Raw genomic sequence first — 26,950 nt, forward strand, 5'->3', positions numbered from 1 at the left:
ATTGAAGATATTTGATGCAAAATAATCAAAAAATACCAAAAACAGCTGCGTTTTACTTTGTATTTTTGTCATAACAAATATAGTACTACTAGAATTAATTATCTATTTATATGACAAAGTTAAGTGTAAATATCAATAAAATTGCAACGCTTCGAAATGCCAGAGGCGGAAATGTTCCTGATTTATTAAAAGTAGCAGCCGATATTCAGAAATTTGGAGGGCAGGGAATCACGATTCATCCGCGTCCGGATGAACGTCATATACGTTATCAGGATGCCCGCGATTTAAAAGCAGTTGTTACTACAGAATATAATATTGAAGGAAATCCACAGCACAATTTTATTGATTTGGTTTTAGAATGCAAGCCAGATCAGGTTACTTTAGTTCCGGATGCTATTGGAGCTATAACATCTTCAGCCGGATGGGATACTGTCAAAAATCAGGATTATTTAGTCGAAGTAATTCAGGAATTTCAAAGAAACGGAATCAGAACTTCGATTTTTGTTGATCCTGTTTTAGAAATGATTGAAGGAGCAAAAAAAACAGGAACAGATCGAATTGAATTGTATACCGAAGCTTTTGCACATCAATATGATTTAGGAAACAAAAACGGAATTGACCCGTATGTAAAAGCTGCAGAACTTGCAAATGAATTAGGTTTAGGAATTAATGCCGGACACGATTTAAGTTTGGATAATATTCAGTTTTTTAAGCAAAATATTCCGGGATTATTAGAAGTATCTATTGGTCATGCTTTAATTTCAGAAGCACTTTATCTTGGTTTAGATAATGTAGTAAATATGTATTTAAATAAATTGAAATAAGTTATATTAAAACAATTATAACCTGATGTAATTGGGTTATAATTGTTTACTTTCGCACTTTTCTTATTAAAATTAAGTGTCGAAATCAGTTATTCTCTTCTTTTTATTTTCTTTCTCCGGCATCTTTGCACAAACTGTAAAGATAACGGGAAATGTAAAATCTTCTGACAGCCGAAATCTTGCTGGCGTAAATGTTTTTTTAGATGTCAATAAAAAACAAATGCAAGTTGTAACTGATTCTTCAGGCAATTTTTCAGAGAATGTTTCTTCGGGTGAATTACTTATAAAAATTGATCATTTAGATTACATTTCAAAAAAAATTAATTTCAATATCATTAGTGATACTGTGATTTCTATAGTTTTAGAAAAAGATATTTCTCATTTAAAAGAAGTAATCATTTCAAACGAAAAGAAAAGCGGAATCAAAAACTTATCTGGCGGAAAACTTTCTTTTAATCTAAAAGAATTAAATGCTGTTCCAACTCTTTTAGGAACAACAGATGTTATAAAACTTTTACAATTAACACCCGGAGTGCAAAATTCCGGCGATGCAAATGGTTATTTGTATGTTCGTGGCGGCGATCCCGGTCATAATGCAATTCTTTACAATGGAACTCCGGTTTATGGAATGTCGCATTTACTTGGTATTTTTCCGTTTTACAATGCAGATCATATTAAAAGTGTGGAGTTTGACAAATCAAGTTCAAACGCAAAATATGGCGGACGTTTAAGTTCTACAACGCTTTTACTTCCTAATAAAAATATACCTTCTGAGTTTTCAATTCAGGGAAATGTTGGAATTTTGGCATCGCAGTTAACTTTGGCTGTTCCTGTCGATGATAAAACCGGATTCTATATTTCCGGAAGAAAAACCTATATAGATGAAATTGTAGGGCCTATATTAAAATCAGGATCAAATAACGATGTTCAAAATATGAAATATGGTTTTTCTGATGCTAATATTACTTTTTTATCACAGGTCTCAAAAAAGAATTTGTTCTCGATAACCGCTTTTTTTAGCGCAGATGAACTCAAAATAAAAGATGAAAATCTAGCGCTTAAAACCAGTTTAAAGTGGAGCAATTTTACAGTTTCTCCATCTTTAACAACTACTTTTTCGCCAAAAGTAAGTATGTCTAATTCTGTTTATTTTAGTCAATATTCAAATGATTTACATATGGAACAAGCCACAATTCGATTTGGAGTTTCTTCTTATGTTAAGGATTTTGGGTTTACAAATGCTGTAAATTTTTCAATTCACAATATTCCGTTTGAATCAGGATTGCAATATGCTTATCATGATTTACAGCCTCAAAAAGTAGATGTAGAAAATCTAACAACCATAGATAATTATTCTCAAAGAAAAATTGATGCTAATGAAGCTGCAATTTTTATAAATGCTAAACCTAAATTATTTGAGAATCTTAGTGCTGATTTAGGACTTAGAATTAATTATTATACTTCAGGATCTGATTCTTATGTTCATTTTCAGCCGCGGGTTGTAATGAATTATTCTGCTAATGAAAAATATTCATTTTATGCTTCTTACAATAGACAATATCAGTATTTAAGTTTAATAACCACTTCAAGTGTAGGTATTCCGACTGATTTTTGGATTGCCAGTTCTAACGGTATTAAACCACAGTTATCTAATGAGTTTTCTGTTGGCTCGAATCAAAACATTACCCGAAATTTTTCTTCTTCTTTTGGAGGTTTTTACCGTTCGATGAAAAATTTGCTCGAATATCCCTATGGAATAACTCAATTTAATGAAATTACGACGCTTAAAAATGATTTGTATGTTGGAAAAGGAAACGCGTACGGTTTTGAAATGATGCTGAAAAAGAGCAATGGAAAATTTACCGGATGGCTAAGTTATACTTTGAGCTGGTCTGAAAGAAATTTCGATGAGTTAAACAACGGAAAAACCTATTTTGCAAAATACGACCGTCGTCATAATCTTTCGGTTGTGGGAATGTATGATTTAAATGCGAAATGGAATTTTGGAATAACACAGATATTTGGTTCAGGAAACAGATTCACAATGCCAACTTCATGGTATTTTGTAAATAACAATCCTGTCAAAGAATATTCTGGATATAATAACGCTCAAATGCCAAATTATATAAGAACAGATCTTTCTGCAAATTATTACTTTATAAAAACGGCAAAAAAAGAAAGCGCTTTAAACTTTTCAATTTACAATACATTTAATGTTTCGAATCCTATTTATGTTGTTTTAGATGTTGAAGTAAATGAAAATAAAGACAAGGTTGTTGTAAAGCAGGAAGAGAAAGTATTGTATAGAATTCTTCCTTCTGTAAGCTGGAGATTTAAATTTTAATAAAGATGAAAAAGTATTTGTTGTTTCTTTTTGGCGGATTAATGATCAGTTGTTCAAATGATAATTTTAGCGAAGAAAAAAGCATTGAATCTAAAATTGTGGTTGAAGGCTGGATTGAAGAAGGTGATTATGCAAATGTTCTATTATCAAGAAGCATTCCGGTAACAGATGTTATTGATTCTACCAATGTTTTAAACCATGTAATTCGGTCTGCTAAAATTACAATTTCAGATGGTGAGAATTCTGAAGTTCTAAGAGTGAAAAATGATAAAAACAGAATTCCTCCTTTTGTGTATTTTGGATCCACATTAAAAGGCGAAGCAGGAAAAGAATATTCTATTAAAATTGAATATTTAAATCGAGTGGTTGAAGCGGCAACGACAATTCCAAAATCAGTACAGCTTAAAAGTGCCGAATACATAAAGAAAAATGCAACAGATACAACAGGTTATATTTTTGTGAAATTTGATGATCCCGCAGGTGAAAAAAACTATTATCAAATTGCTACAAAAATTGATAAGGAAGAGCCTATTTTCGTGCCCTCATTTTATGGTAATTTAGACGATAAAAATTTCGAAAGCTCATCAGTTTCAGTGCAGATAAACAGGGGGATTTTATTGTTTCCTAAAACAAAATTCACACCTTATTTTGCTGATGGTGATTTGATTCATGTAAAACTAAGAACACAAACTAAAGAAGCATTGGATTTCTGGAACAGCTGGCAGAATGAAATTGTAAACAGTAAAAACCCAATTTATCCGTCAAATACAAGTTTGAAATCGAATATAAAAGGAGGAATTGGAATTTGGGCCGGTTATGGACAAAGTACAATAATTGTTAAAACACCTCCTAAAAAACAAAAGCCGGTTTGAAGTATTTCAAACCGGCTTTTAAGTATATTTTTAAAAGATTTATTTTTTATCAAAAGATAAAATGAAATCTTGAAATTTAGCTTGAAGCGTATCAAAGCCTTCAGAGAAATAAACACTCATTTCCACTTCTGTGTTATCATTGAATTTCAAGTAATAAACTTCCTCAAGATATGGTTGAGTGAATTCAGGATTTGTTCCATCATAACCCCAATATGATTCATTGCTCCATGGATTAGTTATCCAAACCGGAATGCTAAAGGTATATTCTCCATCTTTTTTTGAATGCTGCACAATAGTAGCGATTTTAGTTCCATCCTTTTTAGAAACTAAAGATAAGTTTATATTTTTATTAAAATTAGCGGCAAGACCTTCAGATATTTTTAATTCATAAGCATTTGAGGCAACTGCATGAGCTTTAAAGTCACTTTTTGGGTCATAGTAATCTGGATAAGCAGGACGAGTATTATTTTTGTATAATGCTTCTTTATCAGCTGCTTCCGTAGCTAAGTTCATATCAGCAACAATAACGAAATTATCTAAAATGTTTATCAATCCGTTTGCTTTTCCTCTGTATTGAATAAGTTCGTCATTATCTAATAACTTATCTATTTCAGCTGTGCTTCCGGCATTAAAACTAATTAGATTTTTCCCATTATAAGTAAGAGATGCTTTTGCTGTATTTGGAGATGCTTTTGCTCCGCTTATTTCCCAAGTGTATCCGTCATTTAATACCATTTTAAATGCAGCTTCATTAGGAACTTCTTTTCCATTAGAATATTTTGCAGTTTGTGAAAGTGTAGCCGCTTGTATATTATCGATTGTTAGAATTCCATCAGATGAAGACGGTAAAAAATAATAATCATTTACAGTATCCGATAATATCCATTGTTTCGTTTTATCGTCGTATGACCAGTTTCCGTAAAAATCTTTAAGTTTTACTTTAACATCCGAAGAAACACTTTTTGCAGAAAAAACAGCATTGTTTGCCGTTTGAGAAACTTTAGCAGGGAAAACAAATTTTAATTCTGTTGTTGAAGCAGTTTTAACCCATATCTTATTAGTATTATTCCATGTGTAAATACCATAAACACCAGAAACAGTTAAAATATCTTCTGCTTTATTGTCATTTTTTCCTTCAAAAATATCAATATGGTTTAAGCTTAACAGTCTTGTTAAATTTCCTAAAGCTTCAATAGCTCCAGAGCTTTTTGTTTTGTCTAGTTGAGCCAACATTTCATTAGCTTCTGCTTCAAATTTTGTTTTTTGCTGAGCAGGAGTTAATTCAGAATAAGATTTTTTAAGAAGTTCAGCGATTTGTTCTTCTAAGGTTTTTTCCGGTTCTGGTTTTTCTGGAACAACTACTTCTGGTTCAGTTTCTGGTGTAATTTCGTCACTAGAACAAGAAATAGCAAATTGAGAAAGAATTACTGAAAGTAAAAGTAATTTTTTGATCATGTTTTTGTGTTTTTAATTAAATGATTTGTTGGTTACATTTTGTGGCGCAAGATAGTTTTTTAATTTCTCTAAAGTTTACGGGAAACCGTAAGATGTAAACTTTTCCGTAATAAAAAATAATTAAACAAAATCGTTGACGAATGTATTCTTTTATATAATAATAGATAAGTTTTTTACATTTGTATATAGAATTTTATAAACGAAATAGAAATGTTATATTCAAAAATAGAAGGCGAAGGAAAGCCTTTTGTCATCATGCACGGATTTCTTGGAATGTCTGATAACTGGAAAACACTGGCAGGACAATATGTTGAAGCTGGTTTTCAGGTTCATATTTTAGATTTAAGAAATCATGGACGCAGTTTTCATTCAAGCGAATGGAGTTATGAGGTAATGGTTCAGGATGTTTTTGAATATTGTCAGGCAAATAATTTAACCCGAATTGATATTCTTGGACATTCAATGGGAGGGAAAGTAGCGATGCTTTTTGCGGTAACACATCCGGAAATTGTAGATAAACTAATTGTAGCAGATATTGGTCCGAAATTTTATAAACAGCACCATCAGGATATTTTGGCAGGATTAAATGCCGTCGATTTTTCTGTTAAGCCAAGCCGAAATGATGTCGAAGAAATTGTCTCGCAATATGTTTCTGATTTTGGAACCCGACAATTTTTACTCAAAAACCTATATTGGAAAGAGCCGGGACAATTAGCATTCCGATTCAATTTAGAAGCATTTAACAACAATCTTGATGCTATTGGAAAACCTTTGGCAGAAAATTTGACTTTTGATAAATCGACATTATTTATCCGTGGTGGAATTTCTGGCTACATTCAGGATTCTGATTTAGATGACATTCGTAAACATTTTCCAAATTTTAAATTAGAAACTATCCCAAATGCCGGACATTGGCTGCACGCCGAAAATCCAAAAATGTTTTTTGAACTTACAGCCGGCTTTTTAAAAGAATAATCATTTTTGATAAAAATTTTATACTTTTAAATAAATTTATAAACTCGAAAAACTATGAAATTATTACTTAGACTTCTTGTTACTGCTGCTTTAGTTTTATTATTGTCAAACCTTTTAAGCGGGGTTCATGTTGCCAGTTTTGGCACAGCGGTAATTGTAGCAGTAGTTTTAGGATTGCTTAACGTTTTTATTAAACCAATTTTGGTTGTTTTAACTCTGCCGGTTACAGTTGTTACACTAGGACTGTTTTTATTAGTTATAAATGCAGTTATTATTTTGCTGTGTACTAATATTGTGGGCGGTTTTGCAGTAGATTCGTTCTGGACAGCCTTAATTTTTAGTGTTATTTTGTCTATACTGCAGTCTATCACTTATAAAATACTGGGAGACGATAAATAAAACAAATTGAGCAGATTAAAACTGCTTCAAATACAATAGATTAAAAACTTGGCTGGGTTGCAAAAATTTTATAATTTTGCAACCCAATTTTATTATGTAAATTAAAGAAGAAGATGGATATTAAAAGAGTAGCAATAGACGCTGTAAACGAGACAATCGTTATGAACGTTGTTCATATGGATTATAAAGGTCAAGTAGCAAAAAGAATTAACGAAAAAATGCCTTTAGCGCAAGTAAAAGGATTTAGAAAAGGGGCTGTGCCTAAAGATCTTGTTGAAAAACAATATGGAAAAGCTATTAAGCAGGAAGAGATCAAAAAAGTAGTTGATTTGGCTTTAGAGCGTTATATTCAATCTGAAAGATTAAATCTTTTAGGAACTCCACTTCCAAAAATCAATGAAGATTTTAACTGGGATGCTGAAGAATTAACTTTTGAATACGAAATCGGTTTAGTGCCAAACTTCGAAATTGATTTAGAAGCTAAAAATAATATCGTAAAATACATTGTTACTGCTGACGATAAATTAATCGACGGACAAGTAGAGCGTATTCAAAAACAATTTGGAAAAGCGGTTCCTCAAGAAGTATCTGATGCAAAATCTGACTTAACTGGAACTTTCTCAAGCGAAGCAAACGGAATCAACAATACTACTACAATTGCAGTTGATGCATTTAGTAAAAAAGCTCAAAAACAATTTACAGGTAAAAAAGTTGGAGATGTTGTTACAGTAAGCACAAAAGGTTTATTTGATGACGATCACCAATTAATGGATTACCTAAAAGTAGGTCACGAAGGTGTTCACGGTTTAGATGTTGAGGTAAACTTTACAATTGAAGCAATCAATGGTTCTGAGCCAGCTGAATTAAACCAGGAATTATTTGATAAACTTTTTGGTGAAGGAAAAGTAGCTTCTTTAGAAGAGTTAAAAGCTAAAATTAAAGAAGATGCTGAAGCTCAATTCGCACAGCAAGCTGACCAAAAATTATTATTAGACGTTCAGGATTTCTTAATCGAGAACACTAAATTTGATTTACCGGCTGAATTCCTTAAAAAATGGTTACAAACTGTAGGAGAGAAAAAACTTTCTGCAGAAGAAGCTGAAGTTGAATACGCAAGATCTGAAAAAGGATTACGTTTCCAATTAATCGAAGGAAAAGCAATGGCTCAAAGTAATATCCAAATTACTTTTGAAGACTTAAAAGCATTTACTTCTGGTGCTATCAGACAACAAATGGCTCAATTTGGACAAACAAATCCAACTGACGAAGAAGTAGAAGGAATTGTAGCTAGAGTTTTATCTAACCAAGAAGAAGTAAAAAGACTTTCTGAGCAGGTTGTAGCTGCTAAATTGTTAGATTTATTCAAAGAAAAAGCAAATCCAACAACTAAAGAAGTTACTTACGAAGAATTTATTGCTGCTTCTTACGGAGAATAATTTCTGAAAAATAATTATATTTGAGCGTCGGCAGTTTTCTGTCGGCGCTTTTTTTGTTTCAGATTTTGTGAAATGCCCAAAGTTTTAAAAACCTTTGAATCTTAGCATCTCAGAACCTTTGAGACTTAAAATAAGACATATTGACACCCTTTGCAAAAAGGTATGACCTTTGCAGAGATTTAGAAAAATATACACCAATAAACGTAAAACAAATACATATGAACTACGGTAAAGAATTCAAAAATTTTGCTACAAAGCACCACGGAGTAAATGCCATGTATTATGACAAAATCATCAGCGCTATGACGCCGACGAATTTAACTCCAAATATTATTGAAGAACGTCAATTAAATGTTTCTATTCTTGATGTTTTCTCAAGATTAATGATGGACAGAATTATCTTTTTAGGAACAGGTATCGATGACCAGATTGCTAATGTTGTACAAGCGCAGTTATTATTCCTTGAAAGTGCAGATGCATCAAAAGATATTCAGATTTACTTAAACTCTCCAGGTGGCAGTGTTTATGCAGGTCTAGGAATTTATGATACAATGCAGTACATCAAACCAGACGTGGCAACAATTTGTACAGGAATGGCAGCTTCTATGGGAGCCGTTTTATTATGTGCCGGAGCAGCAGGAAAACGTTCGGCTCTGCCACATTCTCGTGTAATGATTCACCAGCCGTCAGGAGGAGCTCAGGGAGTTGCTACAGATATGGAAATCAACTTACGTGAAATGTTGAAATTAAAAGACGAATTATACCATATTATTTCACAGCATTCAGGCCAGCCTTTCGAAAGAGTTCATAAAGACAGTGAACGTGATTACTGGATGATTGCTGATGAAGCAAAAGAATACGGAATGATCGACGAAGTTTTAAGAAGAGGATAATTTTTTAAGCTTCTAAGTTACTAAGATGCTGAGCTTCTGAGTGTCTTTGTAATTTGAAAAATCACAAATAAAGTATAAGATTAAGCTGTAAAGAAGTTAAGTTTTTAAGTTTTAGATTAAAAAGCTTAGAAACTTAGTATCTTTGCAGCTTAGTAACTTAAATAAAGAATGGCAAAAGTAGTATTAGAATGTTCGTTTTGTGGAAGAAAAAAGCCAGAAACTAATTTATTAATTGCCGGTATAAATGCACATATCTGTGATAAGTGTATTGAGCAGGCGCACGGAATTGTTTTAGAAGAATTAAAATCAAGCGGAAGTGCCAAGCTTGTGGGAGATTTGATTCTAAAAAAGCCAAAAGAAATCAGAGCTTTTCTGGATCAATACGTTATTGGTCAGGATCAGACAAAAAAGGTAATGTCAGTTGCCGTTTACAATCACTACAAACGTTTAATGCAGCAGCAATTAGACGACGAAGTTGAGATTGAAAAAAGTAACATTATTATGGTAGGGCAAACCGGAACCGGAAAAACATTAGTTGCAAAAACAATTGCAAAAATGTTAGATGTTCCTTTGGCTATCGTAGATGCAACTGTACTTACAGAAGCAGGTTATGTGGGAGAAGATGTTGAGAGTATTTTAACTCGTCTTTTACAAGCTGCAGATTATGATGTAACAAAGGCAGAAAGAGGAATCGTATTTATAGACGAAATAGATAAAATTGCCCGTAAAAGCGACAACCCATCTATTACACGAGATGTTTCTGGTGAAGGTGTACAGCAGGCATTATTAAAATTATTAGAAGGAACAGTTGTAAACGTACCGCCAAAAGGAGGACGTAAACATCCTGACCAGAAATTTGTTGAAGTAAATACTCAAAACATCTTGTTTATTGCAGGTGGAGCTTTTGATGGAGTAGAACGTATTATTTCAAAACGTTTAAACCGTCAGGCTGTTGGATATTCTACTTCCAAGAATGTAGATAATATCGACAAAGACAATTTATTACAATATATTATTCCAAAAGACATTAAAGATTTTGGATTGATTCCTGAGATTATTGGTCGTTTACCAGTTTTAACGCATATGGATCCTTTAGATAAAGAAACTCTTCGTGCGATTTTAACACAACCTAAAAATGCATTGGTAAAACAATATCAAAAGTTATTTTTAATGGATGAAGTTGAATTCAGTATTACTGATGAAGCTTTAGACTTTATTGTAGATAAAGCTTTAGAGTACAAATTAGGAGCGCGTGGATTACGTTCGTTATGTGAAGCAATCTTAACAGATGCAATGTACGAACTGCCAAGTTCAGATGATAAAGTACTGTCAATCGATAAAGATTATGCAGAACATACATTAAGCAAAAACTTGTTGAAGCGTATGGAAATTGCTTCGTAATTTTTTAATAAATATAAAAAAGACCTGTTCAATCTGAACAGGTTTTTTTATATCTATTATTGTACCCTAAACTTCTCTCTATATTCAATAGGTTTCATGCCTACCATTTTATAAAATACTTTCCTGAAAGCTTTTGGATCATTGTATCCCGTTTTTTCAATAATTTCCGAAATCGAAAGCTGGGTTTGCTCCAGATATTTTTTAGAACTTTCGACTCTTATATTTTGTAGATATTCAATTGGCGGGATCCCCGTAACTTGTTTAAAACGACGAGTCATATTTCGCGCACTCGTTGGAATATCTTTCGTGATTTCTTCCAATTTTTCAATACTGTGATATTGACTTTCAATTTTTTGCTGCAGCATGGCAACTAAAGTATCGTTGTGCAAATGATTGGGTCTGAAAGTACTAAAATAACTTTGCTTGTATCGGTTTAAATCAATCGAGAAAATTTTGGCAATTTGTACCGCAATTTCATTTCCGCAATATTTTTGAACCAAAAGAATCAAGAGATGAAACGTTGAGGTCGATCCTCCGCTGGTGTACAAACTTCCGTCTGCTGTTAAAGTTTCTTCGGGTTTTAACTTTACCATCGGAAATGCTTTTGTAAATGCACTGCAGGCATCGACATGAGTTGTTGCCAGTTTTTCGTTTAATAATCCCGAAGCAGCAAACAAAAAAGCTCCTGTACAAAAACTGGCTAGTTCTGCTCCAGCTTTGTGCTGGTTTTGAAGCCACGGAATAAAACGCTTATTTTTTGCAATCATTTCACTCATATTGTCAGTTGTAAAAGCCGGAATCAAAATTAAATCCAAAATTTTTGAAGCTTCAATCGAATTAATATTATAGCCAAATAAAGATTCCTGATCAATTTGTTCTGCCGATTGAAAAATCATAATTTCAAATGGTTTTTCAGTTTCTTTACTCAATTTATTTGCCGTTTCAAAAACTTCTAAAATAGCGGCTATGCTTAACAATTTATAATCGTGAGGAACGATTAAACCTACTTTCTTGCTCATGATTTGGTGGTTTTTTAAGAAATTAACTGCTAAACAAATGTAAGTATTTTGTCTTAAATGCCCCTAAAGTTGACTTTTATTGTATCATAAAGCCTGTTTTTAAATTCTAAATTTGTTTTAAATAATTGTAACTTTATAATATTATGGAAACAAATATGTATTTAAATCTGGCTGTAAAAGACTTAAACAGAGCAATATCATTTTTTAAAGAACTTGGATTTTCTGTCAATCCAAAATTCACAAACGAAAAAGGAGCTTGTATTGTTATTGGTAAAAACATCAATGTAATGCTTTTAGTCGAAGAGTTTTATAAAACATTTACAGATAAAGAAATTTGTGATTCTAAAACTACTAGTGAAGCTCTTATTTCTATTTCTTTAGAATCAAGAGAAAAAGTAAATGAAATGATAAACAAAGCAGTTAAAGCAGGCGGAACAGATTATAAAAGAGAACAGGATTATGGGTGGATGTACCAAAAAACATTCCTGGATCCAGACGGACACCATTGGGAAGTTTTTTATATGGATGAAAGCCAGATTCCGGAACAGATGTAATTAATTAAAAGAATAAAAAATGATTACAGTTCAAAATACGATTAACGCATCTATAAACAAAGTCTGGGATTTTTGGATTTCTCCAAAACATATTCAAAACTGGAATTATGCCTTTGAAGAATGGCATACACCTTACGCTGAAAATGATTTACGGGTAAACGGTAAATTTAAATACGAAATGGCTGCTAAAGATAAAAGTGCAGGTTTCGATTTTGAAGGTGAATATACCAAAGTAGAAAAATTTAAAGTTATAGAGTATAAGCTTTTGGATAACAGAACAGGAAGTGTTCATTTTGAAGATTACGGCAATAAAGTAAAAATTACAGAAGTGTTTGAACCTATAAAAAGTGATTCTGAAAATATGCAGAAAAATTGGTGTCAGGCGGTAATTGATAACTTTAAAAAATATGTTGAAAATAGTAAAGAAGTGTAATTTAAAAATAATAGATAATGATAACAGTACAAAATACAGTCAATGCATCAATAAACAAAGTGTGGGATTTTTGGACTTTGCCGGAACATATCACAAAATGGAGTTTTGCTTCTCCGGACTGGCATACGCCTTATGCAGAAAATGATGTAAAGCAAGGTGGAAAATTCAAATCTACGATGGCAGCAAAAGATGGAAGTATGAGCTTTGATTTTGAAGGCGAATATACTTTTGTTGAGCCTAATAAAGCAATAAAATATGTTATGGCGGACGGAAGAAAAGTAGAAATTTTTTTTAAAGAAACACTCGACGGAGTCGAAATAACAGAAAGTTTTGATCCTGAAACCCAAAATTCAGAAGAAATGCAGCGTGGCGGCTGGCAGGCAATTCTGGACAACTTTAAAAGTTATGTTGAGAATAATTAATTCTTTATAAAAACAAAGAGAAAAGGGACTCTTTGTTTTTATGTAATTCAAAAAAAATGTTTAACGAAAAAATATCAAAAAAATGACAAAACAAATATGGTTAAATCTGCCAGTAAAAAATGTGGCAAAAGCGAAAGATTTTTTCTGGAAAATTGGTTTCTCGTTTAATGAACAGCATGACACGCCAAGTTCTACCTGTATGGTTGTAGGCGAAAATCATTTTGTTGTAATGCTATTTGAAGAATCACTTTTTGAAAGTTTTTCGCAAAACAAACTTACTGATACTAAATCAAGTTCTGAAATCCTGATTTCGATAGACGCAGAAAACAGAGAAGAAGTAGACGAACTTGCCAAAAAAGTTCAGGAAGCCGGAGGACACATTTTTGCTGAACCTGCAGAAAGCCAAGGCTGGATGTACGGTTTTGGTTTTGCAGATTTAGACGGCCATCGTTGGAATGTCTTATTTATGGATTTTGCTAAATTATCATAATTATGGAAACTTTAGAATTTAAAACCAGAATTAAAGCCCCGGCTCAAAAGATTTGGGATGTTTTATGGAATGATGAAACCTATAAAAAATGGACAAGTGTTTTTTGTGAAGGTTCATATACCATAACTGATTGGAACGAAGGAGACAAAGTACATTTTATGTCGCCAAACGGAGAAGGTATGTATAGTATTATCGACAAAAAAACGCCTAACGTATATATGGCTTTTAAGCATATAGGAGAGATAAAAGATTTTAAAGAAATGCCTCTTGATGAAGAAACAAAAAAATGGAGCGGTGCAATGGAAACATACCAATTAATTCCGGATGGTGAATTTACTGAATTGATTGCGCGTAACGATTCGAGTGAAAAATATGTTGATTATTTTAAAGACGTTTTTCCCAGAGGTCTGGACGTAGTAAAACAACTATCAGAAGAATAATTATCAAATAAAAAACAAACAAAAAAGCAAAAATATCATGGCAGCAATAAATCCCTATTTAATGTTTAACGGAACATGCGAAGAAGCATTCCTGTTTTACAAATCAGTTTTTGGTGGAGAATTTCCTTACATAGGGAAATATAAAGATGCTCCGGCAGAAGAAGGAGAAGTACTTTCTGAAGAAGCTTTAAACCGAATTATGCACGTTTCGCTTCCAATTGGCAATACCATTTTAATGGGAAGCGACTCGCATCCAAGATATGGCGATGTAGGATTTGGAGACAATTTTTCAATTTCGATTAATACAGAAAGTACAGACGAAGCAGATCGAATTTTTAACGGACTCTCAGCAGGAGGAAAAGTAGAAATGCCTATGAATAAAACTTTTTGGGGCGCTTATTTTGGAATGTTCAAAGATAAATTTGGAATAAACTGGATGGTAAACTTTGATGAAAACCAGCCTGATAAATAATTAAAAAGTTATGTTATTTTAATAACGTGACATTATTGTTAAATTACTTGAAAAAGCGCATTATAATGCGCTTTTTCTTTACAAAAAAAACAAGGATTATTCTTTTTTATAACCAAGAGATTGCCGATTTTTGTCGCTTTTAAAATCAATAAGATAAAATGGCAGCAGAGGAAAATAAAGAAATTATTTTATTAAAAGTTTCTGGACACGATAAAATAGGGGTTACAGCAGGTTTAACAGCTGTATTAGCAGCTTATGATGCTAATATTTTAGACATTGGCCAGGCCGATATTCATGACACACTTTCTTTAGGAATCCTATTCGAAATAGCTGCAGGTTCTTCATCTGCACCAGTTTTAAAAGACTTATTGTTTAAAGCTTACGAACTGGAAATCAAAGTTAAGTTTATTCCAATTTCAATTGAAGATTACGAAACCTGGGTAAAATCACAGTCTAAGCAACGCTACATCATCAATATTTTAGGCGAAAAACTGGCAGCTTCACAATTAGCGGCAGTTACTAAAATAATGTCAGATCAAAATCTTAACATTGACTCGATTATTCGTTTAACAGGAAGAACTTCAATTGTAGAAAAAGAGCAATATCCTCGTTCTTGTATTCAATTATCTGTAACAGGCGAAATTGTAAATAAAATTGTCATGACGGCAAGTTTCATGGAAATTTCAAGAACATTAAACGTCGATATCTCTTTTCAGGAAGATAATATTTATAGAAGAAACCGTCGTTTAGTGTGCTTTGATATGGACTCAACTTTAATTCAAACCGAAGTTATCGACGAACTGGCAGAACTAAACGGAGTAGGTAATCAGGTTCGTGCTATTACAGAATCTGCCATGAACGGCGAAATTGATTTTAACGAAAGTTTTAAAAAACGTATGGCCTTGTTAGAAGGTTTAAGCGAAGATGTATTGCGATCTGTTGCCGAAAAACTGCCAATAACACAAGGAGCACACCGTTTAATGAAAGCCTTAAAATATTACGGTTATAAAACCGCAATTCTTTCAGGAGGTTTCACTTATTTTGGCGAATACCTGCAAAAAGAATTAGGCATTGATTATGTTCATGCCAATCAATTAGAAATAAAAGATGGAAAACTAACCGGAAAATATATAGGCGATATCGTAGACGGACAAAAGAAAGCCGAACACTTAAAAGCAATTGCTGATAAAGAAGGAATTCATATCAACCAAACTATTGCAGTTGGCGACGGAGCAAACGATCTTCCAATGCTGAATTTAGCTGGTCTGGGAATCGCTTTTCACGCTAAACCAAAGGTGAAAGAAAGTGCTTCCACATCTATTTCAAGTTTAGGTCTAGACGGTGTTTTGTACCTTTTAGGATACCACGACAGGTATATCGATATGATGTAATATTGAGAAAACCTTAGCAGCTTAGAATCTCAGAATCTTAATAGTGGCATGTCCCTCCGGGTCGGGCTATTCGCTTCAATCTTTTGTGCCGAACCCCGGCACAAAAGGATTTTCGCTGCTATCCCTCATGCGAAGTGGAATCATCGATTTCTAAGAAAAGAAAGATTTTTTATTTACGAGAATCTAATTCTTTTTTCATCTCTTTCAAATTCTTCAAATTCAAAAAAAGAATTGGCAATAATGCAATAGGAATAACATTTAAAGCGCTGAAACCTTTTAGAAAAACAATAATTAAATTTAGAAAAAACAACATAGCCAATACTACAATAAAAATAATATTAACCGTTTTTAATGTTTTCTGATTTTTAATCAGTTCGTCTGTGGTCATTTCGCTAAACTTATTTTTCATTTTAAGCTGATTTGTTTTAACACATTTCTTTCAATTGTTCCAGATAATCTCTTTGATTAGAAAGTCTCGGAATTTTATGCTGTCCGCCCAGTTTGTCTCTTTCCTTTAACCAATCATAAAAAAGATTTTCTCTTGCAACATTAATCACCAAAGGATTTAAAGTCATATTATTGTAGCGTTTCGCTTCATAATCAGAGTTTAAAGTCTGTAAGGTTTCATCCAGAACTTTTTGAAAAAGACCAACATCAGCAGGTTTTTGTTTGAATTCAATCATCCATTCATGAGCGCCTTTTTCTTTATCCTGCATAAAAATAGGAGCAACCGTATAATCGATAACTTCAGTTTGAGTAATCTGACATGCTTTCGCAATCGCCTGATCCGTATTTTCTACCATTAATTCTTCGCCAAAAACATTAATATGATGTTTGGTTCTTCCGGTAACTCTAATTCTATACGGATTCAATGATGTAAAACGAACCGTATCGCCAATTAAATAACGCCACAAACCAGAATTTGTAGTAATAACAATGGCGTAGTTTTTATTCAATTCAACATCTGCCAATCGAACGACTTTTTGATCTGGAGTTCCAAAAGTATCCATTGGAATAAATTCATAGAAAATTCCATAATCCAGCATTAGTAACAAATCGCTCGAATTGTTTAAATCCTGAATAGCAAAAAAGCCTTCAGATGCATTATAGATTTCGTAATATCTAAAATCTTTACTCGGTAAAATTTTCTTGTATTGTTCTTTATAAGGAGAAAAACTCACGCCGCCGTGAAAATAAACTTCCAGATTAGGCCAAAGTTCTAATAAACTTTGTTTTCCTGTGTTTTCCAGAACTTTATTCATTAAAACCAGCATCCAGGAAGGAACTCCGGCAAAACTGGTAACGTTTTCATTTTTAGTTTCGTTAATAATAGCTGCAATTTTGGTTTCCCATTCGCTCATTAACGAAGTTTTACTGCTTGGCGTACTGCTGAACTCAGCCCAAATAGGCATATTTTCAATTAATATTGCAGATAAGTCGCCAAAGAAAGTATTGTTGTTTTCATAGATTTGAGAACTTCCGCCCAAGCGTAAACTCTTTCCAAGAAACAATTCAGAATCTTCATTATTATTTAAATACAAACAAAGTAAATCTTTACTGCCTTTATAATGACAGTCTTCCAGAGCTTCATTACTTACCGGAATAAATTTACTTTTAGCATTTGTAGTACCGCTCGATTTGGCAAACCATTTAATTGGCGACTCCCAAAAAACACCTTGTTCGCCCTGACGTGTACGTTCGATTAAAGGCTGCAATTCTTCATAACTTGCAATAGGAACTCTTTCTGCAAAAGTTTGATAAGAGTTTATAGATTCAAAGTCATATTTTTTTCCAATAACCGTATTTTCAGATGCCATTAATAAATTATGCAATAGTTCTTCCTGAACTTCATTAGGGTATTTTAAAAAAAGTTCAATTTGATGGATTCTTTGTTTCAGAACCCATGAAGCAAAAGAGTTTATTATTGATAAAGGCATGGACTTCGGTTGATTTTAGATGTTAGTTTTTACCATTTCAGGCAAAATCAGGAAACTTAAAATTTGAATATCAAAACACAAATATTAACTTTGCTGCTGTATCAAAAATAGTGTTTTTTGTAATAAAAACCGCTTCATTTGCACTAAGATTTTAATTCAAAAAATGTTTTTTTCAAAAAAAGAAAACTTAAAATCTCAGATAGTAAAACTAAAATCGAATATCTAAAATCTACAATTTTAATTTAATGACATATCAAGGCGTACTTACTAAAATGCAGACTGAAATTGGCAGTCCAATTCAGTATTATTTAGTTTTTGAGGATAGTTTTCTCAATGTTAATCAATTATTAGACAAAGAAATTGAGATTAATTTTGCCGGTTTTGAATGCTTGAATTGTCATAAAAAGAAAAAAATATTCAGACAAGGATTTTGCTACGATTGTTTTTATTCGAGTCCGGCCGTAGGCGATTGGATTATGAGACCTGAATTAAGTACTGCACATTTAGGAATTGCAGACCGCGATTTAGAATACGAACAAAAAGCACAATTACAGCCTCATATTGTTTATTTAGCCTTATCGAGTGAAATTAAAGTGGGAGTTACCCGCAAAAGTCAGGTTCCAACACGATGGATTGACCAAGGAGCTACGCAGGCCATTGCCATTGTTGAGGTTCCTAATCGTTATTTGGCGGGAATTACTGAGGTTGCACTTAAAGATCATTATGCCGATAAAACAAATTGGAGAAAAATGCTGCAGTGCAATTCTGAAGGATGTGATTTAATCTTTGAAAAATCAAAAGTCGAAAATTTAATTCCAACAGAAGTTAAAGATTACTTCTACAGCCAGAAAAATGATGTTTACGAATTAAATTATCCTGTTTTAAATTATCCGGCTAAAGTTGCCAGTTTAAATTTAGATAAAACTCCTTCATTTCAAGGAAAGCTGGTAGGCATAAAAGGACAATATTTAATTTTTGAAAACGGAACTGTTTTTAATATTCGCGGCTCCGAAGGTTATGTTGTAACCATAAACGTCTAGCATAATCTACCATTTGTCTACACAATAACTGTATCTATATAATAATTTTTTAGCCTTATCGTAATCGCAGTATTTTTGGGATTTCAATGAAAAGTAATGGGAATTTTGATAAATTTGGTTACAATTTTATAATAATTACTTATTCAAAGAATTTAATTTTAAAAATAAAAAGAGCCTAGATTTGAAATTTATCCTATCTCAGGCTTTTTTTATAAGTATATAAATTATTTAATCCTTTTAATTATTGTAATAGATGAGTGTTTTAGGCAAAATAAATCAATTTAGGCGGGGCGTAATGCGTGGTCTGACGAAAAACATTGGTAAACCAAAAACCGAACGCGATATTATTTTGGTTGATAAAACTGAAATTAAGCGTGTTTTAATTTGCAGGCCAAATGGCAGACTTGGTAATCTTTTATTGATTACACCTCTCGTTCAGGAAGTTGAAGAAACATTTCCAAATTGTAAAATTGATTTGTTTGTAAAAGGAGGTTTAGCGCCCATTATCTTCGAAAATTATGAGGTCGTCAATAAAACCATTCATCTGCCCAAAAAGCCTTTTAAAAGTCTAATTGAATATATCAAAGTTTGGATTTCAATTACAAGTGAGCCTTACGACATGGCTATAAATGTCGATCAAAACTCTTCTTCAGGCCGACTGGCTGTAAAATTCTCAAGAGCAAAATATAAATTCTACGGAGACCTTGATGGTGAACTAACAGAATCTAAAAGTGATTACGATCATATTGCCAAATATCCTGTGTATAATTTCCGCACGTATTTAACCAAACTTGGGCTTCCAAAAAAGAATAAAATAGTAGAATCTTTAGATCTTAAACTTTCGATTGAAGAAATTGCTAACGGAAAACGAATTTTAGATCATATAATTGATCCTTCAAAACGAACTATTTGCTTGTTTACGTATGCAACCGGAGAAAAATGTTTTTCTGAAGAATGGTGGGAAAGCTTTTATTCTAAACTTAAAGTAGAATACAGAAATTATAATATTATTGAAATTCTGCCAATTGAAAATGTTTCTCAAATAGGATTTCAGGCTCCAACTTATTACAGTAAGGATATCCGCGAAATGGGATCTGTACTTGCAAATGTTGATTTGTTTATTGGTGCTGACAGCGGTATTATGCACTTAGCAAGTTCTGTTCAGGCTCCGGTTATGGGACTATTTTCGGTTTCGGAACTCAAAAAATACGAACCTTACGATGGCGGCAGTGTAGGAATCGATACAAAGAAATGTCTTCAGCCGGAATATTTTAAAATTATCAATTCAATTTTAGAAAACGGAAAATTAAAATTATATCCTAAAGCAGTATAAAAAATAAAGGCCAATCATTATGATTGGCCTCTTTTTTTGTTTTAGTTTTTCTTCTTGAAAAGTCCATTAATTAAGTCAGTTGCTTTTTTGGTAGTTTCCTGAGCTTTTTGTTCTTTTTCTGTTTTTGCCGCCTGCGTTGTGTCTTTTGCTTTGGTGTTTTTATTTATTAAATCTGTCAAAGCTGCTGCGCCTTTTTGAGTCAGTTTTTCTTTTTGCTGATTTGCCACCTGAGAAGCTAAACTTGTAACAGCACTTTTCATATCAGTGCTGATTTTTGGATTCGAAAAGTTGCCGCCAATAACAGCATTAATTGGAATGTTTTCCAGTTTTGCCGCATCAGCAGGAGACATTTTTGCGATAAGAGCATTTGCCTCGTTTCCTAAATATTTAGCAGGAACATCCAGTTTTAAATTATAATTCATTGTTTGGTCAAAACCATGGGTTCCGCCTACAGTTACTTTAATGTCTTGATATTTAATATCGAAAGGTTTCACGTTTACTTTTCCGTCATCAAACGTTAATGCCATTTTTAAATCGTTTAAATTCAGTTTGCTTGCATCAAGGAATTTGATGTTTGAAGTTAAAGAATTTAAAACCGTAGAGTTTTTAGGATTTACAGTTGTAGAAAGCAGTTGTCCAAGTAAATCTCCAGAAATTGATTTTAGATCTGGTGTTAATTCTTTTTCATCTAAATTTCCATTTAATTTAATAGTCGAGTTTAATTTACCATTAATGATTCCGGCAATTGGCGCAATTTTTTTCATCATGTCTAACTGCGTAAAAGTCTGTGCAATATCAACTTGGTTAAAACCTAAATTCATATCAAATGTCGGCACTTTGGTTTTAGTAGAAACTGCTCCAGTTAAACCAATTGTTCCGCCAAAAATCGATGTTTTAAAGTTTTCTAATAAAGCTTTCTCATCTTTTATGATCAGTTTTCCGGAAACATCATTTAGTTTTAAGTTATCATATAAAACCGTTGTTGCTTTTGCATTTAAAGTACAGTTTAAGAAAGCTGGAATTTTCATTGCATCGGCTGGTTTTGCAGGCGTTTTTGTTTCTTCTTTTGCCGGTTCTCCCGAAGTCATGAAATCATCAACTGCCAGCTGATTTGAGCTCATGTTAAAGTTTCCTTTAAGTTCTTGTTTCTTGAACATAAAACCGTAAAAGTTTTCAAGAATACCATTAATCGCGATATCACTTTTTCCTGTTGTAGCATTAAACTGTTTCAGATTAATTGTACTTGGATTAAATTCTACTAAAGCCGTGCTGATATTCATTGATTTATTGTTTTCATCAGTATATTTAAATCCTGATAAACTCATTGTTCCGGCATTTTTTATGTTTTGATATTGACTTTTTTCTACAGAAGCCATATCAAAATCGGTAGTAACATCAGCTTTTAAAATACCTGCCAAAGGTTTATCCATTTTAATTGGATACGCTTTAGAAAGGTTTGCTAAATTGATTGTTCCTTTTAAAGCCGCATTTACAAGCGGATTAACAGTAATGTTTCTAATATTTGCTTTGGCACTGAAAACATCCTGATCGATTTTAAAAGAAAGTTTATCTAAATTTACATACGTGTCGTTTAAAATTCCGGTTTCATTAATAATTTTAGTATCAATTACAATATTCTGAACTGATTTTGGAAGATTCGGATATTGAAATGAAGCATTGTTTGACGCAATTTCAATATTAAATTTAGGCACGGTAGTATCTGTTAACTGCCCTTTTGCAAAACCGGCAACCGTAAATTCTCCTGTTGTTTTTACGCCATCTAAACTTGATGCATAAGCAGATGGAATTAAGCCTAAGAAATTAGTAAATGATGAAGTAGGTGTTTTAAATTTAAGATCGTAAACCTGTCCGGCTTCAACCATTTGAATAAATCCGTCAAATTCTAACGGCAGCTGGTTAATTAAAGCTTTGTTTTCTTTAAAAGTATATTTGCTTTGGTCTAAATCAATTCCTAAAACAGCGTCTAAAGTCAGTTTTATATTTTTCATATAATTAACTTTATCCATATCTAAAGATACATTAGCTGTAGTTTTTGTGTTTAAATCTAACTTAGAGTTTGTAAAATCTCCGGTTCCTTCGTGGTTCAAACTATCAATTACCATTTTAATTTTTGAACCCTGATCGATATATCTAAACGTGAAGTTTTCGATTTTATAGTTTTGGATTTTTAACGAAAGCGGACTGCTTTTGTCATCCTTTTTATTGTCATCTTTTTTATCTTTTAAAGCTATATCAAAATTTCCTACACCATCTTTATTAAAGATAATATTGATTAAACCATTTTGAGAACTTATTCCCTGAATGTTTAAAGGTTCATCTTTTCCTTTAAAAAGTTCTTTAATACTCATTTTAAGGTTCAACTCTCCTAATGAAACCAGTGTGTCACCTTCAAAAGGTGCTTTGTTGATGATAACCAGTTTTTCAATGCCAACAGCTGCATTTGGAAAGTTTTTAAACAAACTTAAATCAGCATCAGCAAAACTTACTTTGGCATCAACACTTTCATTGATCGCATCGGCAATTTTGGCCTTGATTTGATCTTTAAAAAAGAACGGAATGGCAAATAATGCAGCCACAAAAACCACTAGGACAATGGCGGTTACTTTTAAAATTTTCTTTAACATATTTATAGATTTGAGGTTTAATTTTGAAAATTGACTCTTGCAAAAATAGTTTTTTTATTGAACTGCCAAGATAAAATTTTCTTAATAATGTAAGAAAAATATGGTAATTAAAATAAAAAAACCGTTTGATACTTTTCAAACGGTTTTTAAGTATTTATTGTTGTACTTATTTCTTTATAAATGAAACAATTTTGTCGATGATCAATTCAGAAATAGAAAAGTTTTCAATATCTGGATTAATAATATTTCTTAAATATATTTAATCAAAACGTTTAATCCAGGAAAGCGTTTCCATAACTGCATCCGTATCTCTAGGGACTCTAAAGAGGCCTTCATCATAGTCTTCAAACCGGATTGGTTTCGTATATTGAGCAGCCTGTCTGTAAGGCTCAGGAATTTCTCCTGTATGACTATCGCCTAATAAAGGAAATTCGCCAGCCTGAATAACTACTCCGCCATTATATTCATGTATTTTGCAGAGTGATAATGTATTTTTCATCAATTCAATTCCGCCTAACTCGTCTATTAATGGTGTGCTTAATACCGTAAGCCAGTTCACACATTTTATTCGATTGTAAACATTATCAATTTCGAAAATAAAATCATCATCAATTAAATTAAATCCAGAAAAACGCTTCATGATGGGTAAAGCATAAACACTATCCTGAACTAAGTCAAATGTTAAAGAAAAGCCCGCTAGTCCATGAATTGGCTGGCAAAATTCAGCCCATTTTAATATTGCTTCCAACAGCAGCTGATAATTTGGGATGCCTGTTTTTTCATCACAAACGGGAAAATATGCCTCAAATGAAGACGGACGAAAATCCTTTTCTCTTGAGATTGCTATTCCGGCTTTATAGGGATTTATATAATCATTAGGACGCATGTTATGCTTACTACAAAGAGAAGCACCATATCCAAGATCTTTTAGATATTTATTACAGTCCTGGATTATTACATCTGTGGGATCGCCTTTAAATCTAATATAACGAGTACGATTTCGAAGTAAAATTTTATTAATATATTCTGGAAAACATTTCCAATAATCACTTAAAAAACGAATACCTTTCTCACGTAATTCAACTCTGTTTATGTTTGGAAGGTATAATTCTGCGCCTAAAACAAATTTAACTGCAGGACGACTTGAGTATGGGTGTGGTATATATAACTTATCAATTACAGCCATATTATCCTGCCTGTCTATTAAACTTCTTATTTGATTCATTATATCCTGCATCTCTTAAAGATCTTCATTTCAAAATGCAAATATATTAAATTGTAAGAAATAACACATAAAAAAAATCCGTTTGAGAATTTTCAAACGGATTCTGATTTTTGTTGTTATGGTATTTATTTTTTAATAAAAGAAACAATTTTATTAGTCAAAGTTTCAGAAATGGGAAGATTTTCGTTATTGTAACTGGCCATATTTGCCTGTTTATCACCGTCAATAATTTTCATGACATGATTCATTTTATCAACAATAACCAATTCTGAGTTTTTATTGGCCTGAGATAAATTCTCAGCATCTTTAACAGAAACCTGTAAGTCGTTATTTCCCTGAATAATTAAAACAGGAACTGTAAGTTTTTTGATTTCAGCTTGGGGATCATATTTAAACCAAGAAATCAAATAAGGCTGAATACTGGCTCTAAAAAGAGAGTTTAAAAGCGGATCAACTTTGTTTACTTTGTTACCGTTTTTCAAACTATCGATAATAGGAAACGTCATATCCTCAATCTGCTTGTTAGACTTAGAAGAAATCTGCGACTTTAAAAGTTTGTCTGCGGGTTCTCCGGCTCCGGCAATTGAAATAAATTTATTTGCTTTTCCTCCTGCAATCATTCCAATTAACGAACCTTCGCTGTGACCTATAACAGTAAGCTGTGTAAAACGTTTGTCTTGTTTTAAAAAGTTAATCCAGCTTTTGGCATCTTCGGTATAATTTTCAAAAACCAAACCCGATTCTGTTACTGCTGATGCTTTACTTTCGCCGATTCCTCTTTTATCATATCGTAAAGAAGCAATTCCGTTTTTTGCCAGCGCTTCGGCCAGCATTTTTAAGGAATTGTTTTTCATCATTGGGTTATTTCCGTTTCTGTCTGTTGGTCCTGAACCAGCAATTATTACAGCAACCGGACATTTTTTAACTCCATCAGGAACCGTAAGCGTGCCGTAAAGCTGGTCTATATTGATTTTTAAAGTAACATTTGTTTCCTTAAAAGTATCTTGTTTTGCATTTTGAGAGTTTACAATTGTAAAAAATAAAATGCTGAAAAACATAAATATATTTTTCATTTTTTATGGAATTTATTTAATGTTTATTCCGAAAGGCATCATGGCCTGGACACCTTTTTGTCTTTGAAATCTTTTTACCTGTTCGATAAGTAAATAGTTTTCTTCGCCAATTTCTTCTTTAATAAAAGCTTCTTTTGATTGTGCAAAAGGCAGATTTGCCATTAAATCACTGAATGATTTTTCGTATTCAGGATAATTTTGGGTGCTGTAATCTTTAATTTTAGCAATTTTAGCAGCTTCGGCAATGGCATCATTTAAACCACCGATTTTATCTACAAGTCCAATTTTTACGGCTTCAGATCCTGACCAAACTCTTCCTTGTGCAATAGAATCAACTTGTGCAAAAGTCATTTTACGGCCTTCGGCAACGTGTGTAACAAAAGTTTTGTAAATCTGTTCTACTCCTTCTAGTGTAAAGGCTTTAAATTTTTCATCAACAGGAACAAACGGGCTGTAATTTGCTGAGTTTTCGTGTGTTTTTACCTGTTCTGTATTAATTCCTAATTTGTTGGCAAGCGGAGTAAAGTTTGGCAATATGCCAAAAACACCAATCGAACCTGTAATGGTATTGCTTTCTGCGAAAATTTTATTGGCATTGCAGGCAATATAATAACCTCCGGAAGCTGCATAATTTCCCATTGAAACCACGACAGGTTTTACTTTTTTGGTAATTTCAATTTCTCTCCAGATTAAATCAGAAGTTAAAGCGCTTCCGCCCGGGCTGTCGATTCTTAAAACAATGGCTTTTATATCGTCATTTTTTCTGGCTTCCTGTAATGAACGTCGCATAGAGCCTTCACCAATTACATTTACATCGCCTTCACCGCCGGCAATTTCGCCTTGAGCGTAGATAACAGCAATTTGATCATCAGCAGTATTCGTTAAAGCTGTGGTCATATTATTTTGGGTATAATCTAAAATCGAGATTTTATTGTAGTCGTCATCGCCTTTTACTTTTAAAGCTTTTTTAATGGCATTGTGGTAAACATCTTCATAAGCTACAATGTCTACTAAACGTTGTGCTTTTGCCATTTCGGGAGTTCTGGCTAATAAACCATTTGCGATTTCGTTTAATTTATCAACCGGAATATTTCGGCTTTTAGAAATATCGCTGCAAACTGTTGTCCAAATTGAGTTTAAAAGTGCTGTAACCTGCTCTCTGTTGGCATCGCTCATTTTATTTTCTAAAAATGGCTCAACGGCACTTTTGTATTTTCCATGACGTATTACTTCCATATGAATACCTGATTTTTCCTGAAAATCTTTAAAGAACATAACTTCTGACGAAAGTCCTTTAAAATCTAAATCTCCGGCTGGATTTAAATAAATAGTATTAGCAACAGAGTTTAAATAGTATTCTTTCTGCGAATACGTATTGGCATAAGCCCAGACAAATTTTCCTGATTTTTTGAAGCTTTCAAGTGCATTTCTCAAATCTTTGTACTGCGCCAGACCAAGTGAAGATTGATCGTTTAAAATCGAAATACCTTTAATATTATTGTCATTTTCTGCGGCTTTTATAGCGCTGATAACGTCTGTTAAACCAACTCCTTTTTTATCTGCGAAAACGGTTACCCAAGGATCTTTATATTTTCCGGCATAATCATTATTGATCTGTTTCAGGTCTAATTCAATAACCGAATCATTTTTTACTGAAACTTTATCATCTCCTCCAAAAATGGCTCCAATTAGGATTACACCAAAAAAGAAAAGCATAATAAATACAAAAATACCAATAACTGTGGCAATTACATTTCCTAAAAACTTCATAAGTATATATTTTTTTAATAAGTAGCGTTAAAGGGTTATATGTTACAAATTTCGTACATAAATTTAATACATCTATGTGCCGTTTCACAAATATATTGGTTAATTCT

General features: G+C 32.7%; 25 protein-coding genes. 17 read left to right on the forward strand and 8 right to left on the reverse strand.

Annotated elements, in window-relative coordinates; translation table 11 throughout:
* Positions 1–110: 110 nt before the first annotated feature.
* From ABD859_RS08965 to ABD859_RS08975, 3 genes are all read left to right on the forward strand, one after another.
* Entirely contained in the window at positions 111–824 is a 714-nt protein-coding gene (locus tag ABD859_RS08965) for a pyridoxine 5'-phosphate synthase (protein ID WP_345143143.1), read from the forward strand.
* A gap of 76 nt (positions 825–900) precedes the next feature.
* The gene (locus ABD859_RS08970) at positions 901–3,168 is read left to right on the forward strand and encodes a TonB-dependent receptor (RefSeq protein WP_345143145.1); all 2,268 of its coding nucleotides are present in this window, start codon (positions 901–903) and stop codon (positions 3,166–3,168) included.
* 5 nt (positions 3,169–3,173) lie between these two features.
* A complete protein-coding gene (locus ABD859_RS08975; protein ID WP_345143148.1) occupies positions 3,174–4,040 on the forward strand; it encodes a DUF4249 domain-containing protein in 867 nt (288 codons plus the stop codon).
* 39 nt (positions 4,041–4,079) lie between these two features.
* Here ABD859_RS08975 and ABD859_RS08980 read toward each other — a convergent pair whose 3' ends face one another.
* Positions 4,080–5,495, reverse strand: coding sequence for a hypothetical protein (locus ABD859_RS08980; RefSeq protein ID WP_345143151.1), 1,416 nt, complete (start codon positions 5,493–5,495; stop codon positions 4,080–4,082).
* Positions 5,496–5,705: 210 nt separating this feature from the next.
* Here ABD859_RS08980 and ABD859_RS08985 point away from each other — a divergent pair, with 210 nt between their 5' ends.
* The 5 genes from ABD859_RS08985 (at position 5,706) to clpX (ending at position 10,599) form a co-directional block, all read left to right on the forward strand.
* On the forward strand, positions 5,706–6,470 hold the full coding sequence (locus tag ABD859_RS08985; protein ID WP_345143154.1) for an alpha/beta fold hydrolase: 765 nt from the start codon (positions 5,706–5,708) through the stop codon (positions 6,468–6,470).
* A 54-nt stretch (positions 6,471–6,524) separates the two neighbouring features.
* Positions 6,525–6,869: a phage holin family protein gene (locus ABD859_RS08990; protein ID WP_345143157.1), complete on the forward strand. Its 345-nt coding sequence runs from the start codon at positions 6,525–6,527 to the stop codon at positions 6,867–6,869.
* Between the two features lie 113 nt (positions 6,870–6,982).
* Positions 6,983–8,305: a trigger factor gene (locus ABD859_RS08995; RefSeq protein WP_345143160.1), complete on the forward strand. Its 1,323-nt coding sequence runs from the start codon at positions 6,983–6,985 to the stop codon at positions 8,303–8,305.
* Between the two features lie 218 nt (positions 8,306–8,523).
* On the forward strand, positions 8,524–9,198 hold the full coding sequence (clpP, locus tag ABD859_RS09000; RefSeq protein WP_345143162.1) for an ATP-dependent Clp endopeptidase proteolytic subunit ClpP: 675 nt from the start codon (positions 8,524–8,526) through the stop codon (positions 9,196–9,198).
* A 168-nt stretch (positions 9,199–9,366) separates the two neighbouring features.
* A complete protein-coding gene (clpX, locus tag ABD859_RS09005; protein WP_345143164.1) occupies positions 9,367–10,599 on the forward strand; it encodes an ATP-dependent Clp protease ATP-binding subunit ClpX in 1,233 nt (410 codons plus the stop codon).
* A gap of 56 nt (positions 10,600–10,655) precedes the next feature.
* Here the strand turns inward: clpX and ABD859_RS09010 are convergent, their stop codons facing one another.
* Positions 10,656–11,618 (reverse strand): GlxA family transcriptional regulator, encoded by a 963-nt coding sequence (locus tag ABD859_RS09010; RefSeq protein WP_345143166.1) that lies wholly within the window; start codon positions 11,616–11,618, stop codon positions 10,656–10,658.
* A 143-nt stretch (positions 11,619–11,761) separates the two neighbouring features.
* On the opposite strand from ABD859_RS09010, the gene ABD859_RS09015 reads away from it, so the two are divergent.
* From ABD859_RS09015 to serB, 7 genes are all read left to right on the forward strand, one after another.
* A complete protein-coding gene (locus ABD859_RS09015) occupies positions 11,762–12,172 on the forward strand; it encodes a VOC family protein (protein WP_345143169.1) in 411 nt (136 codons plus the stop codon).
* Positions 12,173–12,191: 19 nt separating this feature from the next.
* On the forward strand, positions 12,192–12,605 hold the full coding sequence (locus ABD859_RS09020; RefSeq protein ID WP_345143172.1) for an SRPBCC domain-containing protein: 414 nt from the start codon (positions 12,192–12,194) through the stop codon (positions 12,603–12,605).
* A 17-nt stretch (positions 12,606–12,622) separates the two neighbouring features.
* Entirely contained in the window at positions 12,623–13,027 is a 405-nt protein-coding gene (locus tag ABD859_RS09025) for an SRPBCC family protein (protein WP_345143174.1), read from the forward strand.
* Between the two features lie 82 nt (positions 13,028–13,109).
* A complete protein-coding gene (locus tag ABD859_RS09030; protein WP_345143177.1) occupies positions 13,110–13,517 on the forward strand; it encodes a VOC family protein in 408 nt (135 codons plus the stop codon).
* 2 nt (positions 13,518–13,519) lie between these two features.
* Positions 13,520–13,957, forward strand: coding sequence for an SRPBCC family protein (locus ABD859_RS09035; RefSeq protein WP_345143180.1), 438 nt, complete (start codon positions 13,520–13,522; stop codon positions 13,955–13,957).
* Positions 13,958–13,994: 37 nt separating this feature from the next.
* On the forward strand, positions 13,995–14,429 hold the full coding sequence (locus ABD859_RS09040; protein ID WP_345143183.1) for a VOC family protein: 435 nt from the start codon (positions 13,995–13,997) through the stop codon (positions 14,427–14,429).
* A 158-nt stretch (positions 14,430–14,587) separates the two neighbouring features.
* Positions 14,588–15,820 (forward strand): phosphoserine phosphatase SerB, encoded by a 1,233-nt coding sequence (gene serB / locus ABD859_RS09045; RefSeq protein ID WP_345143186.1) that lies wholly within the window; start codon positions 14,588–14,590, stop codon positions 15,818–15,820.
* A 169-nt stretch (positions 15,821–15,989) separates the two neighbouring features.
* Here the strand turns inward: serB and ABD859_RS09050 are convergent, their stop codons facing one another.
* Together ABD859_RS09050 and ABD859_RS09055 are read right to left on the reverse strand one after the other, a co-directional pair.
* The gene (locus ABD859_RS09050) at positions 15,990–16,229 is read right to left on the reverse strand and encodes a redox-active disulfide protein 2 (RefSeq protein WP_345143189.1); all 240 of its coding nucleotides are present in this window, start codon (positions 16,227–16,229) and stop codon (positions 15,990–15,992) included.
* A gap of 16 nt (positions 16,230–16,245) precedes the next feature.
* Positions 16,246–17,757 carry a GH3 auxin-responsive promoter family protein gene (locus ABD859_RS09055; RefSeq protein WP_345143192.1) on the reverse strand — a complete coding sequence of 504 codons (1,512 nt, stop codon included), beginning with the start codon at positions 17,755–17,757 and terminating at the stop codon, positions 16,246–16,248.
* A 245-nt stretch (positions 17,758–18,002) separates the two neighbouring features.
* On the opposite strand from ABD859_RS09055, the gene ABD859_RS09060 reads away from it, so the two are divergent.
* Complete coding sequence (locus tag ABD859_RS09060) at positions 18,003–18,797, forward strand: DUF2797 domain-containing protein (protein WP_345143196.1); 795 nt, start codon at positions 18,003–18,005, stop codon at positions 18,795–18,797.
* Positions 18,798–19,050: 253 nt separating this feature from the next.
* Positions 19,051–20,130 carry a glycosyltransferase family 9 protein gene (locus tag ABD859_RS09065; protein ID WP_345143199.1) on the forward strand — a complete coding sequence of 360 codons (1,080 nt, stop codon included), beginning with the start codon at positions 19,051–19,053 and terminating at the stop codon, positions 20,128–20,130.
* 41 nt (positions 20,131–20,171) lie between these two features.
* On the opposite strand, the gene ABD859_RS09070 is transcribed toward ABD859_RS09065, so the two are convergent.
* From ABD859_RS09070 to sppA, 4 genes are all read right to left on the reverse strand, one after another.
* Entirely contained in the window at positions 20,172–22,775 is a 2,604-nt protein-coding gene (locus ABD859_RS09070; RefSeq protein ID WP_345143202.1) for an AsmA-like C-terminal region-containing protein, read from the reverse strand.
* 259 nt (positions 22,776–23,034) lie between these two features.
* Positions 23,035–24,000 (reverse strand): type VI immunity family protein, encoded by a 966-nt coding sequence (locus tag ABD859_RS09075; protein WP_345143205.1) that lies wholly within the window; start codon positions 23,998–24,000, stop codon positions 23,035–23,037.
* Between the two features lie 125 nt (positions 24,001–24,125).
* Positions 24,126–25,073 (reverse strand): alpha/beta hydrolase family protein, encoded by a 948-nt coding sequence (locus ABD859_RS09080; RefSeq protein WP_345143208.1) that lies wholly within the window; start codon positions 25,071–25,073, stop codon positions 24,126–24,128.
* A 12-nt stretch (positions 25,074–25,085) separates the two neighbouring features.
* Entirely contained in the window at positions 25,086–26,843 is a 1,758-nt protein-coding gene (gene sppA, locus ABD859_RS09085; protein ID WP_345143211.1) for a signal peptide peptidase SppA, read from the reverse strand.
* Between the last annotated feature and the right edge of the window lie 107 nt (positions 26,844–26,950).

It is taken from the genome of Flavobacterium ginsengiterrae (assembly GCF_039539785.1).
Lineage (GTDB): Bacteria > Bacteroidota > Bacteroidia > Flavobacteriales > Flavobacteriaceae > Flavobacterium > Flavobacterium ginsengiterrae.